Genomic DNA, 16,508 nt, shown 5'->3' on the forward strand with positions numbered 1-16,508 from the left:
ATCACGAAGGCGGTTTCAAGCGCCTCAAGGTGGAAAGCAACCGCCCGATCATTTACTGATCGGGCGGGCGATTACCGCAGCTTCAGATACGACGTTTGCGATTGAATGTCGGAATTTTCGTCTGCGGCACCTCCAACCGCTTGACCTTGCCTACCGAGGCAGCCACCTGAATAAGCGTTGGATGGCCGAACAGCACTCGCACATCCGCTTCGAGGTCCGCCTGACGCATGCGCTCGATCAGGCTGACCGCCAGCAAGGAATGCCCGCCCAGTTCGAAGAAATGGTCATGACGCCCGACCTTTTCGACATTGAGCAGATCCGCCCAGATCGCTGCCAGCTTGATCTCGACGTCACCCACCGGGGCTTCGTAAGCACGCGAGACAAGTGCGCTGCTGTCCGGCGCCGGCAGGGCCTTGCGATCAAGTTTACCGTTAGGTGTCAGCGGCCACGCATCAAGCAGCATATAGGCTGCCGGCAGCATGTAGTCTGGCAGCAGCTCTTGCAGGTAAGCGCGCAGAGCGCTGCTTGCCGGTAACAGTGCAGGATCGGACGCTGTGAAATACGCCACCAGACGGGTTTCGCCGGGTACGCCCTCGCAGGCAACAACCACCGCTTCCTGTACTTCCGGGTGTTTGGCCAGACACGTCTCGATCTCGCCCAGTTCGATACGGAAACCACGGATCTTAACCTGATCGTCGTTACGGCCGAGGTATTCGATATTGCCGTCTGGCAAGTAACGACCCAGGTCGCCGGTACGGTACATGCGTGCTGCGGGTTGCGGCTGAACGGGTCCTTGAGGAAGCGCTCGGCAGTGAGGTCGTCACGGTTCAGATAACCCCGCGCCACACCGGCGCCGCCGATGTAGATCTCGCCGGCAACGCCCAGTGGCACAGGCTGCTGTTGCTCGTCGAGCAGGTAAAACTGCGTGTTGCCCACCGGTTTGCCGATGTGAGCGGCGAAGCCCTCTTTGCGGTCCATGGCCACCCAGCTTGAGTAGGTGGTGGTTTCCGACGGACCGTAGAGGTTGCACAGGCGCTGCACGGCGGTTTTCTCGAACAGCGATTCCACCAGGCTGCGTTTCAGCGCTTCGCCAGCAACGTTTACGGTGTGCACGGACGTTGGCAGCCCATCGATTTCCAGCAAGGCCTTGAGCGCCGAGGGTACGGTATTGATCAGGCCGATATCGTGCTCGCCGTGTGGCAGTTCAAGGACGTTTTTCACCATGTTGATGCTGCCGCCCGACGTCAGCGGCGCGAAGCATTCGTAGACCGCAAGATCGAAGTTCAACGAGGTGGAGAACAGCGTTTTCTCCAGGGCGGAGACGCCGAAAGCGCTATGCGCCCACGTCAGGAAGTTCACCGTGTTGCGGTGTTCGATCATCACGCCTTTCGGAAGACCGGTCGAACCCGAGGTGTAGATCAGGTACGCCAGATGCGCCGAAGTCAGCTCCGCCACCCGCGGATTCTGGATGGATTCGTCCTGCCAGTTGCTCAGGTCCAGATTGATGACAGGCACCGAAACGTCGGCCAGTAACGCTTCAGTAGCTGATTGAGCCAGCACGGCAGCAGGTGCGCTGTCCTGCAGCATGTAAGCAATACGTTCCGCTGGATAAGCCGGATCCAGCGGCACATAACCGCCGCCCGCCTTGAGGATCGCCAGCAAGCCTACGACCATTTGCAAACCACGTTCAACACAGATACCGACCCGGGAATCAGGCTGCACGCCCTGCTTGCGCAAGGCATGCGCCAGACGGTTAGCCTGCTCGTTAAGCTCGCGATAGGTCAGGCGCTGCTCGCCGTGGAGCACTGCCAAAGCATCCGGTGTGCGCTCGACCTGTGCTTCGAACAGCCCATGAATGGTCTGTTCGTGCGGGTAGTCCAGCGCGGTGTCATTGAACGCCACCAGCAACTGCTCGCGCTCGTCGGCAGGCAGGATCGGCAGGCTGTCGAGGGCCGAGGACGGCGAATGTTCCAGCGCAACGAGCAGACTTTCCAGCGCGGTCTGCATATACCCGCAGACTCGCTCGGCACCGATCTTGCCGGACACAAGCACCGACAGCCTGAAACCGTCGCCCAGGTCATCGACGTTCAAGGTCAATGGATAGTTGGTGCGCTCTTCACTGTCCAGCGTGTGAATACCCTGCCAGGCCGTGGCGGTCTGTTCTGAAACGCTGCCAACCGCACTGTGCCGGTAGTTGAGCAGCGCACTGAACAGTGGCGTCGATGCGGCAACCCCGCTGCAACGCTGAGCCAGAGCCAGCGAAGCATGTTCGTGACCGAGCAGCGCAGTGAGGCGGGCATGGGTCGCCTTGACCCCGTCCCGCACGCCCTGCCCTGCAAGATCGACGCGCAGCGGCAAGGTGTTGATGAACATCCCCAGTGCCCAGCTGGCGCCTTCGCCGGCCTGCATCCGGCCCATCAGTACGGTGCCGAACACCACGTCCTGCCTGTTTGAAACCTTGCCCAGCACCTGAGCCCAGGCCAGATGCACCAGACTGGCTGCGCTGACCCCCTCGCGTCGGGCCTGAGCACGCAGACGCAGGTTGAGTTGAGGATCCAGCGCCAGGCTGGCTTCTTCGATATCACGGCCATCGCCCTGCACATCCTGCAGGCCGAAAGGCAGCGTCGGTTCGTCGATATCGCCCAGCATGTCGCGGAAAAACACTTCGTGATCGGCCTGGCTGACACCCAGACGTGCCTGAGCCACGTAATTGCGGTATGGCACTGGCGCCGACAGGGCTTCGGCCTCGCCCAGCAGCCAGGCCTGCATTTCATGCTGCACCACTTCCATGGCCATATGGTCGAGTGCCATATGATGGAACAGCAGCATCGCGGTGATTCTCTGGTTGCGCGGGTCCTCGGCGTGGACCAGGTGCATCAGGGGCGCTTGAGTCATATCGAGGCGGTAGTGCCGTGGATCGAAGCGGCTATGCAGTTGCACGCCAATCTCACCGTCAGCCGGGTCAAGTTCAAGCTCTTCAAGGTGCAACTGCGCCTCGCGCCAAACCACCTGCACGGGTGATTCCAGGCCTTTCCAGACCACTCCTGTGCGCAGGATGTCATGACGCACGATGACCGCCTGCAAAGCCTCGACGAAAGCGTCCAGAAACGCACGGTCATCGAAGGCGAACTGCACTTGCAGCACATAGGGGTCCCCCTGCTCGGCAGCAATATGGTGATAGAGAATACCTTCCTGCAAGGGGGCCAGCGGGTAGATGTCCTGCACATTCGCTACGCCGCCTGGCACGCTGGCGACCACCTTATCGATCTGTTCCTGAGTCAGGTCAGCCAGTGGCAGCAGGTCCGGGGTGATGTGTTCGCAGTGCTCGGAAATCAGATTGGCTGGCACCACGATCTCGGTGCCACCGCCGACGGCCGCTGCCAGCGCAGCCAGCGTTGGCTGACCAAACAGCACACGCACATCGACGCTCAAACCCAGCCGACGCATGCGCCCGATCAGGCTCACCGCCAGCAGCGAATGGCCGCCGAGTTCGAAGAAGTTGTCGTGACGACCAATCCGTTCAACGCCCAGCAGCTCTTGCCAGATAGCCGCAATCTGCGCTTCGGTTTCGCCCTGTGGGGCTTCATAGTCGCGGTTGATCAGTGCATCACTGTTCGGCGCTGGCAAGGCCTTGCGATCCAGCTTGCCGTTCGGGGTCAGGGGCAGTGCATCGAGACGCACGTAAGCCACCGGGATCATGTAAACCGGGAGTTGCTCCTGCAGCCAGTCGCGCAGGCTGTCGATGCCCGGCTCGGTGTGAGCTGCCTGGACGGTGTAATAAGCCACCAGACGCTTGTCGCCCGGAATGTCTTCGCGGGCGGTGACTACCGCTTCATGGACAGCCGGGTGCTTGGCCAGGCGTGCATCGATCTCGCCCAACTCGATACGGAAGCCTCGGATTTTCACTTGGTCGTCGTTACGGCCCTGGTATTCGATATTGCCGTCTGGCAGGTAGCGGCCAAGGTCGCCGGTACGGTACATGCGTGCCGCAGGCTGTGGGCTGAACGGGTCGTTGAGGAAGCGCTCGGCAGTGAGGTCGTCACGGTTCAGATAACCCCGCGCCACACCGGCACCGCCGATGTAGATCTCACCGGCAACGCCCAGTGGCACTGGCTGCTGTTGCTCGTCCAGCAAGTAAAACCGGGTGTTGCCGACCGGCTTGCCGATGTGCGCGGCGAAGCCTTTTTCGCGATCCATCGCCACCCAGCTCGAGTAGGTGGTGGTTTCCGAAGGACCATAAAGGTTGCACAGGCGCTGCACGCCGGTATTTTCGAACAGATTTTCCACCAGGCTGCGCTTGAGCGCCTCCCCCGCCACGTTCACTGTGTGGACCGATGCCGGCAGTCCATCGATTTCCAGCAAGGCCTTGAGCGCCGAGGGTACGGTATTGATCAGGCCGATATCGTGCTCGCCGTGCTGCAGTTGCAGAACATCTTTCACCACATTGATGCTGCCGCCCGACGTGAGCGGCGCGAAGCACTCGTAGACCGCAAGGTCGAAGTTCAGCGAAGTGGAGAACAGCATTTTTTCCAGTGCAGAATCGTCGAAAGCCGTGTGCGCCCAGGTCAGGAAATTCACGGTGTTGCGGTGTTCGATCATCACGCCTTTGGGCAGGCCGGTCGAACCCGAGGTGTAGATCAGGTACGCCAGATGCGCCGAAGTCAGCCCCTGCACCTGCGGATTCTGTACGGATTCGTCCTGCCAATCGCTTAAATCAAGATTGATGACAGGTACCGAAACGTCGGCCAGCAAGTCCTGAGTAGCGGTTTGAACCAGTACTGCATTCTGGACGGATTCGTCCTGCCAATCGCTCAGGTCCAGATTGATCACAGGCACCGAACCGTCGGCCAGCAAGCCCTGAGTAGCGGTTTGCGCCAGCACCGCTGCCGGAGCCCGCACTGCGTTCGACACAGATACCGACGCGGAAATCCGGCTGCACACCCTGCTTGCGCAAGGCATGCGCCAGGCGGTTGGCCTGCTCGTTGAGCTCACGATAGGTCAGGCGCCGTTCGCCGTGCACCACCGCTAGCGCATCCGGAGTGCGCTCGACCTGTGCTTCGAACATCCCGTGAATGGTCTGCTGCTGCGGGTAATCCAGCGCGGTGTCGTTGAACGCCAGCAGCAACTGTTCGCGCTCGGCTGTCGGCAGAATCGACAAACCGTGCAACGGCGTTTCTGGCGTCTGCTCCAGCGCCGTCAACAGGTTTTCCAGCGCCGTGTGTGCATAGCCGCACACACGTTGGGCACCAATTGACGAAACTGCCAAAGCCGTCAGTCTGAACCCGTCGGCCAGATCATCGACGTTCAAAGTCAGTGGGTAGTTGGTACGTTCCTCACTGCTCAGGGCATGAATGCCCTGCCAGGCCTGCATGGCCTGGTCGGACACACTCCCGACCCCACTGTGGCGATAATTGAGCAGTGCGTTGAACAGCGGTGTCTGTACAGCAACACCGCTACAACGCTGAGCCAATGCCAGTGAGGCATATTCGTGACCGAGCAAGTCAGTCAGGCCTTTATGAGTGGCCTTGACCCCGTCACGCACGCCCTGCCCGCCCAGCGAAACCCTCAGCGGCAAGGTGTTGATGAACATCCCCAAAGCCCGATCGGCGCCTTCCCCGGCCTGCATCCGGCCCATCAGCACGGTGCCGAACACTACGTCCTGTCTGTTTGACACTTTGCCCAGCACCTGAGCCCAGGCCAGGTGCACCAGACTGGCGGCACTCACACCCTGTTGTCGCGCCTGAGCACGCAGGCGCAGGTTGAGTCGAGGATCCAGCGCCAGGCTGGCTTCTTCGATATCAAGGCCATCGCCCTGCACATCCTGCAGGCCGAAAGGCAGCGTCGGTTCGTCAATATCGCCGAGCATGTCGCGGAAAAATACTTCGTGATCGGCCTGGCTGACACCCAGACGTGCCTGAGCCACGTAATTGCGGTATGGCACTGGCGCCGACAAGGCTTCGACCTCGCCCAGCAGCCAGGCCTGCATTTCATGCTGCACCACTTCCATGGCCATATGGTCCAGGACCATATGATGGAACAGCAGCATCGCGGTGATTCGCTGGTTGAGCGGGTCCTCGGCATGGACCAGGCGCATCAAGGGCGCTTGATTCATATCGAGACAGTAGTGACGCGGATCGAAGCGGCTGTGCAGTTGCGCGCCAATCTCACCGTCTGCCGGATCAAGTTCAAGCCCTTCAAGATGCAATTGCGCCTTGCGCCAAACCACCTGCACCGGTGAATCCAGACCGTCCCATACAACGCTGGTGCGCAGAATGTCGTTGCGGTCAATAACCCTTTGCAAGGCCTGGACGAAGGCGTCCAGGCGCTCGCGGTTGTCAAAGGCGAACTGGGTCTGCAGCACATAGGGGTCGCCCTGTTCGGCTGCCATGTGGTGATAGAGAATGCCTTCCTGCAACGGTGCCAGCGCGTAGATATCCTGCACATTCGCCACGCCACCCGGCACGGTTGCTACGACTTGTTCAATCTGTGGCTGGGTCAGGTTGGCCAGTGGCAGCAGTTCAGGCGTGATGCGTTGGCAATCCTCGGTGACCAGATTGGCTGGCACCACAATTTCGCTGCCACCCCCGACGGCTGCCGCCAGTGCCGCCAGCGTAGGCTGGCTGAACAGCACGCGTATATCGACACTCAGGCCCGCCTGACGCATGCGCTCGATCAGGCTGACGGCCAGCAGCGAGTGCCCGCCGAGCTCAAAGAAGTGATCGTGACGGCCCACGCGTTCAACGTTGAGCAATTCGGACCATATACGCGACAGTGTGACTTCCACTTCACCCTCGGGTGCCTCGAACTCACGGCTGGCATAGGCATCAGCGTCCGGGACCGGCAGGGCTTTGCGATCAAGCTTGCCGTTGGCGGTCAGCGGCAACGAATCCAGCACCACAAAGGCACTTGGTACCATGTATTCGGCCAGCGACGCCGCCAGTTCGCGGCGCAGTTCGACCGCTGACAAGGCGCTGCTGTCTTCGCCGACGACATACGCCACCAGACGTTTTTGTCCAGGCTCGTCCTGGCGGGCCAGCACCGCGGCCTCGCTGACGCCAGAACATTCGACCAGACGCGCTTCGATTTCACCCGGTTCGATACGGAAACCACGGATTTTCACCTGGTCGTCGTTACGGCCCAGATACTCGATCACGCCGTCCGCGTTCCAGCGGCCAAGGTCTCCGGTGCGGTACAGCAGAGTTCCAGCGTCGTTGCTGAAAGGATTGGCAACAAACTGGGTGGCATTCAGCTCCGGGCGGTTCAAGTAACCCTTGGCCACGCCCTGCCCGCCGATATACAACTCCCCGGCCACGCCCACCGCAACCGGTTGGAACAGAGCGTCGAGCACATAGACCTGGCTGTTGCCAATCGGGCGGCCAATGGGAATACCGCCGGTGCCGACCGAGGTGATCTCATGGGTCATGGAAAAGGTTGTCGCTTCGGTCGGGCCGTAGCCGTTGAGCAGATGTTGTGGAGGATTGTTCGCCAACACTCTGTTTATAACGGCAGGGTCCAGAACATCGCCGCCGACAATCAGGTAGCGCAGACGGGAAAAGGCTTCGCCCAGCCCCGAAGCGTATTGATGGAACAACCCGGCGGTCATCCATAGCACAGTCACCGACTGTTCCAGAAGCAGGCGCTGGAAGTCGCGCGGAGACAACAAATCTGTCTGCCTGATCACCACCACGCAGCCGCCATTGAGCAAAGGAGCCCAGACATCCAGGGTGCTGGCGTCAAACGCAGGATTGGAAGCGAACGCTACACGATCCTGAGCATTGAAATCAGCGTATCCGTTGTTAATCACCAGACGGCTGATGGCCCGGTGCGGCACCAGCACACCTTTCGGAACACCCGTCGAGCCAGAGGTATACATGATGTAGGCGACGCTTTCGCTGGACTGCGGCAGTGTCAGATCATCGCTACTCAGGCCATCCAGGGTCAGTGGGTCGAGGTCAACACGCTGCGCAGCGGTTGCCAGCGATATGTGACTGTGGGTCAGCAATACACGCGCCTGGCTGTCCTCAACCATGAACGCCTGACGTTCGGCCGGTGCATTGACGTCCAGCGGCACATATACTGCCGCGCACTTGAGCACCGCCAACTGACTGGCGAGCAGGTCAAGGCTGCGTTCCAGCAGGATCGCCACGCTGTCACCTGGCTGTACGCCGAGCCCCAGCAGATGCCGCGCCAGACGATTGGCCCGGGTGTTGAGTTCTGCATAGCTCAGGGCAACATCGTCGTGGATTGCCGCGCAAGCCTCGGGGGACGAACGCACCTGAGCTTCAAACAGGCTATGCACAGTCTGCTGTTGCGGATAGTCCCGTGCGGTGTCGTTGAACGCCACCAGCAACTGCTCACGCTCGACGGCAGGCAGGATCGGCAGGCTGTCGAGGGCCGAGGACGGTAATTGCTCCAGGGCATCCACCAGATGCTCCAGCACGGTCTGCATGTAGCCACAGACCCGTTTGGCGCCCACGGCGCTGCTGACCAGTACTGTCAGGTTGAAACCGTTGCCCACGTCATCGATATTCAGGGTCAGCGGGTAGTTGGTATGGTCTTTGGCACCGAAAGACTCGATCCCGTCCCAGGCTGTGGCGGTTTCGGCCGAAACATCGTTCACCACACTGTGCCGGTAGTTGAGCAGCGCACTGAACAGTGGTGCCGGGGCATCCACGCCACTGCAACGCTGGGCGAGTGCCAGTGGCGCGTGTTCATGGCCCAGCAACGCTGTCAGTTGTCCGTGGGTCGCTTTCAATCCCTCGACCACCGTTGTCGCGCCGATATCGACGCGCAGCGGCAAGGTGTTGATAAACATGCCCAACGCGCGGTCGGCACCGTCGCCGGCCTCGCGCCGATATCGACGCGCAGCGGCAAGGTATTGATAAACATGCCCAACGCGCGGTCGGCACCCTCGCCGGCCTGCATACGGCCCAGCAGCACCGTACCGAACACTACCTGCTCACGGGCCGAGACGCTGCCGAGCACCCGCGCCCAGGCCAGGTGCATCAGGCTTGCTGCGCTGACGCCCGCGTGTCGGGCCTGGGCGCGCAAACGCAGGTTCAGTTCAGCAGGCAGGATCACGCTCGCCTCTTCGATGTCACCTCCACCGGCCTGCACATCCTGCAAACCGAACGGCAGCGTCGGTTCGTCGATGTCGCCGAGCATCTCTCGGAAAAACGCTTCGTGCTGCGCCTCGCTGACACCCAGGCGGGCCTGGGCCACGTAGTTGCGATACGGCACGCTCCGACCCAGAGAAGCATCCTCACCAAGCAGGAGCGCCTGCATTTCATGCAGCACCACGTACAGCGAGGTGGCGTCGTTGATCAGGTGGTGGAACAGCAGCATCGCCAGCCAGCGATCGTTGAGCGGATCATGGCTAAAGACAATCTGCATCAAGGGCGCTTGACGCACATCAAGGCGGTAATGCCGGGGGTCGAAGCGCTCGTGTAACTGTTTATCAATCGGGCCGTCTGCCGGGTCGAGGCACAACTCGGTGACGCGCATTTCAGCCTGACGCAGCACCACTTGCAGCGGCTCGTCGAGACCTTCCCACAGCACGGCGGTGCGCAGGATATCGTGACGGTTGATCACCCCTTGCAAGGCACGGCTGAAATCGTCCAGTCGTGCGCGATCGCGCAGACTGAACAGCGCTTTCAGGGTGTACGGGTCGCCCTGCTCGGCACTGATGTGGTGATAGAGAATGCCTGCCTGCAAAGGCGCCAGCGGGTAAATGTCCTGTACGTTGGTGGCACCGCCTGGCACATGCTTTACCACGCGGGTCGATCTGCGCCTGAGTCAGGCTGATCAGCGGCAACAGTTCAGGGGTGATGTGTTCACAATGTTCGGGTATCAGGTTGGCCGGAACTACAACCTCCGCACCTCCGCCGACCGCTGCTGCCAGCGCCGCAACGGTCGGCTGACTGAACAGCACGCGCACATCGGCACTCAGCCCGACCTGACGCATCCGCTCAATCAGTGTCATCGCCAGCAGCGAATGGCCACCCAGTTCGAAGAAGTGATCATGGCGACCGACCTGTTCGACCTTGAGTATGTCAGCCCAAATCGACGCCAGCAGGGTCTCAACCTCGCCCTGTGGTGTTTCATAGCCACGACTGATCAGCGATTGCGCATCGGGGACTGGCAGGGCCTTGCGATCAAGCTTGCCGTTGGCAGTCAGCGGCAGCGCATCGAGCTGCACGTAAGCTACCGGCACCATGTAGTCCGGCAACGTGCCTTGCAGGTGGCTGCGCAAGTGTTCAATGTCGAGCACGGTTTCAGGCTGCTGCGTGGTGACATAGGCTACCAGACGCTTGTCGCCTGGTACGTCCTCTCGTGCCAGTACCAGCGCTTCTTCGATACCCGGCAATCGGCTTAGCTGCGCTTCGATCTCGCCCAGTTCGATGCGTAAGCCGCGAACCTTCACCTGATCATCGTTACGCCCCAAGTAATCGAGAGTGCCATCGGCGTTCCAGCGTGCCAGGTCGCCGGTGCGGTACATCCTTGCGTCGGCGTTGGCGTGGAACGGGTCACGCAGGAAGCGCTCAGCGGTCATTTCCGGCCGGTTCAGGTAACCCCGCGCCACGCCTTCTCCGGCGACGTACAGCTCGCCCGCCACACCCAGCGGCACCAGTTGCTGATGTTCGTCGAGCAGGTACACACGGGTGTTGGCAATCGGTGTGCCGATGTCGAGGCTGCCGTCGGGCAACAAGCGCCCGGAGGTGGCGACCACCGTGGCCTCGGTCGGACCATAGTTGTTGATGACGGTGAAGCCCGGGTCGCGCTGGAACTGGCGCAGACGGTCGCCACCGATCAATAGCGTACGCAAGGTGGGGTGAGACAGGTCGCGGCTGAAGGCGTATTCGGCGACCGGCGTCGGCAGGAAAGCCACCTGCAGCGGCTGGGCAACCCACCAGTCGAGCAGCGCATCCAGCTGTTCATTGCTCACGTCCGCAGGCGGCAGGTGCAAGGTCGCCCCGGCACACAGTGCTGGCCAGACTTCCCAGGCCATCGCGTCGAAGCCGAAGCCCGCGACGCTGGCGGTGTGGCTGCCAGCCTTGAGTTCGAAAGTCTGGCAATGCCAGTCGATCAGGTTGCCGAGGGTGCGGTGCTCGACCATCACGCCCTTTGGCTGGCCTGTGGAGCCGGAGGTGTAGATCACGTAAGCCAGATGTGTGGCGTTGAGCCCGGCCACCTGCGGGTTTTCCAGGCGTTGCGGCCATTCAGGGCGGTCAAAGGCGATGACCGGCACAGCCGTTTCCGGCACACGGCTGATCAGGGCCTGCTGGGTCAGCAGCACTTTGGGTGCGCTGTCGGCCAGCAGATAGGCAATGCGTTCGTCAGGGTGCGATGGATCGACCGGGACATAGCCTGCGCCGGACTTGAGCACGGCGAGCATGGCCACCAGCGTGTCAAGACCACGACGGGCCATGACTGCCACACGATCATCGACACCGACGCCGAGATTGATCAGGTGATGGGCCAGTGCGTTGGCGCGTTGGTTCATCTCGCCGTAGTGCAGGCAATGTTCGCCCACCTGGGCCGCTACACTTTCGGGCGCGCTGGCTGCCCGGGCCTCGATCATGGCGTGCACGGTCTGCTGTTGTGGGTAGTCCTGCGCGGTGTCGTTAAACGCCAACAGCAGTTGTTGCCGCTCGGTTTCCGGCACCACCGGCAGGTTGCAAACCGCTGAATCCGGCGCGGATTCAAGGGCCTCGACCAGATGGCCCAAGGCGGTCTGCATATAATCGCAGATGCTCCGGGCATCGATGCCGGCCACAGCCTGTGCATTCAGGCTGAAAGCGTCGCCAAAGTCATCGACGCTCAAGCTCAATGGATAATTGGCACGTTCTTCACTGTTAAGAACATGAATACCGTTCCAGGCTTGGACCGCCTGCTCGGACACGCTGCCCACCGCACTGTGGCGGTAGTTGAGCAAGGCGCTGAAAAGCGGCGTCGGTGCGGCAACACCGCTGCAACGCTGGGCCAACACCAGCGGTGCATGCTCGTGACCGAGCAAAGCCGTCAGTCGCTCGTGAGTGGCTTTTAAACCCTCGACCACTGTTATCGCGCCGACATCCACGCGCAGTGGCAACGTATTGATGAACATGCCCAAGGCGCGCTCGGCGCCCTCACCGGCCTGCATACGGCCCATTAACACCGTACCGAACACCACGTCACGCTTGCTCGACACAGTGCCGAGCACCTGGCCCCAGGCCAAATGCACCAGGCTGGCGGCGCTCACACCCTGCTGCCGGGCCTGAGCCCGCAGGCGCAGATTCAGTTGAGGGTCCAGCGCGAGGCTGGCTTCCTTGACGTGGCTGCCGTCGCCCTGCACATCCAGCAGGCCGAACGGCAGGGTCGGTTCGTCGACATCGCCAAGCATGTCGCGGAAGAACGTTTCGTGATCATCCTGGCTGACACCAAGGCGTGCCTGGACCACATAGTTGCGATACGGCACGGGCACCGACGCTGCCAAGGCTTCGGCTTCGCCGAGCAAGCAGTTCTGTATTTCGTGCTTCACCACTTCCAGCGCAGTGTGGTCCAGGGCCATGTGGTGAAACAGCAATATCGCGCAAATCCGCTGGTTGAGCGGATCTTCGGCATAGGCCACGCGCATCAACGGTGCCTGACCGAGGTCCAGACGGTAGTGACGCGGGTCGAAGCGGCCGTGCAGTTGCGCGCCAATATCACCGTTCACCGGATCCAGTTCGAGCCCTTCAAGGTGCAATTGTGCCTTGCGCCAGACCACCTGCAGCGGTGACTCAAGGCCTTGCCACACTACACTGGTGCGCAGAATATCGTGACGGTCGATAACCGTTTGCAGAGCTTGAACAAAGGCGTCCATGCGTTCGCGGTTATCAAAGACGAACTGAGTCTGCAACACATAGGGGTCGCCGATTTCGGCGGCCAGGTGGTGATAAAGAATGCCTTCCTGCAATGGCGCCAGCGGATACATGTCCTGCACATTCGCCACGCCACCCGGCACGGTGGCCACGACTTGATCGATCTGCACCTGGGTGAGGTCGATCAACGGCAGCAGCTCAGGCGTAATGCGCTTGCAGTCCTCGGTGATCAGACTGGCTGGGACCACGACTTCAGTGCTGCCACCGACTGCCGCTGCCAGCGCAGCCAGCGTCGGTTGGCCGAACAGCACACGCACGTCGGCGCTCAGGCCCAACTGACGCATATGCCCTATCAGGCTGACGGCCAGCAGTGAGTGTCCGCCCAGTTCGAAGAAGTTGTCATGTCTGCCGACCTGCTCAACGCCCAGCAAGCCTTGCCAGATAACCGCGATCTGCGTTTCGGTTTCACCTATTGGGGCTTCGTAGCCACGGCTGATCAGTGAGTCAATTTCCGGCGCTGGCAGCGCCTTGCGGTCGAGTTTTCCGTTCGGAGTCAGCGGCATTGCGTCGAGACGCACGTAGGCCACAGGGATCATGTAGGCCGGGAGTTGTTCCTGCAGCCAGCCGCGCAAGCTGTCAATGCTCGGTTCCATTTGCGCGGACTGGACGCTGTAATAAGCCACCAGGCGTTTGTCGCCCGGCACATCTTCGCGAGCGGTCACTACGGCTTCGTGGACGGCCGGGTGTTTGGCCAGACGTGCATCGATCTCACCGAGCTCGATACGGAAACCACGGATTTTCACCTGATCGTCGTTACGGCCCAGGTATTCGATATTGCCGTCTGGCAGATAGCGCCCCAGGTCGCCGGTACGGTACATGCGTGCTGCTGGGTTTTGGCTGAACGGATCCTTCAGGAAGCGCTCGGCAGTGAGGTCGTCACGGTTCAGGTAGCCACGGGCAACACCGGCACCGCCAATGTAGATTTCACCCGCAACACCCAGTGGGACAGGCTGCTGTTGCTCATCCAGCAGATAAAACTGTGTGTTGCCGACCGGTTTGCCGATGTGAGCTGCAAAACCCTCTTCGCGATCCATCGCTACCCAGCTTGAGTAGGTAGTGGTTTCCGAGGGGCCATAGAGGTTGCATAGGCGCTGCACGCCGGTTTTCTCGAACAGTGATTCAACCAGGCTGCGCTTGAGCGCTTCACCGGCCACGTTCACGGTATGCACCGATTCCGGCAGGCCGTTGACGTCCAGCAACGCTTTAAGCGCCGACGGTACGGTGTTGATCAGGCCGATATCGTGCTCGCCGTGTTGCAGTTCCAGCACGTTCCTGACCACTTCGATGCTGCCGCCCGATGTCAGTGGCGCAAAGCATTCGTAGACCGCGAGGTCGAAGTTCAGCGAAGTGGAGAACAGCGTTTTTTCCAGTGCCGAGCTATCTGTGCCGGCGTCGAAGGCCTTAAGCGCCCACGTCAGAAAGTTAACGGTGTTGCGGTGTTCGATCATTACGCCTTTCGGCAGACCAGTGGAGGCCCGAGGTATAGATGAGGTAAGCCAGATGCGCAGAAGTCAGCCCCGGAACCTGTGGATTCTGGACGGATTCGTCCTGCCAATCGCTTAGATCAAGATTGATCACAGGCACCGAAACATCGGCCAGCAAACGCTGGGTATCGGTTTGAGCCAGCACCGCTGCCGGAGCGCTGTCCTGCAGCATATAAGCAATACGTTCGGCCGGATACGCCGGATCGAGCGGCACGTAACAGCCGCCCGCCTTGAGGATCGCCAGCAGACCGACGACCATCTCGGCGCCGCGTTCAACGCAGATCCCGACCCGCGAATCCGGCTGAACGCCCTGCTTGCGCAAGGCATGCGCCAGGCGGTTGGCCTGCTCGTTAAGCTCGCGATAGGTCACACGCTGTTCGCCGTGAATCACCGCCAGCGCTTGCGGGGTGCGCTCGACCTGCGCTTCAAACAGGCCATGGATGGTCTGCTGCTGCGGATAATCCAGCGAGGTGTGATTGAAATCCACCAGCAACTGCTCACGCTCGTCGGCCGGCAGGATAGGCAAGCTGTTCAACGGCGCCTGCGGCGTCTGCTCCAGTGCATGCACCAGGCTTTCCAGCGCCGTCTGCATATACCCGCAAACCCGCTGGGCACCGATACCGGCGACAGCCTGAATATTAAGGCTGAATCCTTCGCCAAGATCGTCGAGGGATAAAATCAACGGGTAGTTGGTGCGTTCTTCGCCACCCCTCACCTCGATCCCTTCCCAGCGTTGATCGGCCTTATCGGTCACTTCCTGATCGGTCGTCGCTCCGGCTGAACTGTGGCGGTAGTTGAGCAGTGCGCTGAACAGTGGCGTCGGTGCGGCTACACCGCTGCAACGCTGGGCCAACGCCAGCGAGGCGTGCTCGTGGCCGAGCAACGCTGTCAAACGCGCATGGGTCGCCTTGACTCCGGCGCATACATCCTGCTCACCCACGTCCACCCGTAACGGCAACGTATTGATAAACATCCCCAAGGCCCGGCGAACACCCTCGCCACCGCGCATGCGACCCAGCAGCACAGTGCCGAACACCACATCGTCACGCCCGCATAGACGTCCTAGCACCCGTGCCCAGGCGAGGTGATGCAGACTCGCCGCACTCACTCCCTGCAATCGCGCCTGAGCACGCAAGCGCTGGCTCAGTTCGGCAGGCAGGGGCTGATGCGCCTCTTCGATGCCATGGCCGTCACCGCGCACATCGTGCAGGCCGAACGGCAACGTGGGTTCATCGATGTCGCCGAGCATCTCGCGGAAAAACCCTTCGTGCTGCTTGTTCGTGACGCCGAGCCGGGCCTGGGCCACGTAGTTGCGATACGGCACCGGCTCGCCCAGGGTGTGGGCCTGACCGTACAGATACGCATGGATTTCATGATGGACCTGGTCAAGCGCCGCATGGTCGATGGCGATGTGGTGAAACAGCAGTATCGCCACCCAGCACTGGTTGACCAAATCGTGGGTGAAGGCCAGCCGTAGCAAGGGTGCCTGGCTGATATCGAGGCGATAATGCCTTGGATCAAAGCGTTGTTGTAATTGCTCGCTGGCGGGGCCGGCGGCAGGGTCAATGGTGATTTCGCTGAGCACCAGATCAGCCTTGCGCCACACGACTTGCACTGGCTCGTCCAGGCCTTCCCAGACCACGCTGGTGCGCAATATGTCGTGGCGATTGATGACCTGCTGCAAGGCCGTGGCGAACTCGTCTAAACGTTCCCGGCTGGCAATCGTGAACTGTGCCTGCAGTACGTAAGGATCGCCCTGCTCAGCGGCGATATGGTGATAAAGAATACCTTCCTGCAACGGCGCCAGCGGGTAGATGTCCTGCACATTGGGCGCGCCGCCAGGGACGCGGGCGACGATGGTTTCGATGGCCGCCTGGTTGAGCTCGATCAACGGCAGCATGTCCGGGGTAATGCGCTCGCAGCCCGGCACAATCGCCTGGGCAGGAACGTCCACTTCATCGGCCTTGCCGCTGTAATATTCGCCGGCATTGATCAGCTCGATCAACGCGGCCTTGTTCTCGCGCAACATCGCCAGCACGGCTGGTTCCGTGAGGGACTGTCGTTTGCCGCTGACGACCAGTTGGTCGCCCTTTACGGCAAGCTGCACATCTTTCTCTTCCAG

General features: G+C 61.1%; 1 pseudogene. It reads right to left on the reverse strand.

What is annotated here, in order from left to right:
* Window positions 1-82: 82 nt before the first annotated feature.
* Window positions 83-16,493, reverse strand: a pseudogene (locus N018_RS25770) (amino acid adenylation domain-containing protein).
* Window positions 16,494-16,508 lie beyond the last annotated feature (15 nt).

Origin of the sequence: Pseudomonas syringae CC1557 (genome assembly GCF_000452705.1) — a bacterium.
Taxonomy (GTDB): Bacteria; Pseudomonadota; Gammaproteobacteria; order Pseudomonadales; family Pseudomonadaceae; genus Aquipseudomonas; species Aquipseudomonas syringae_F.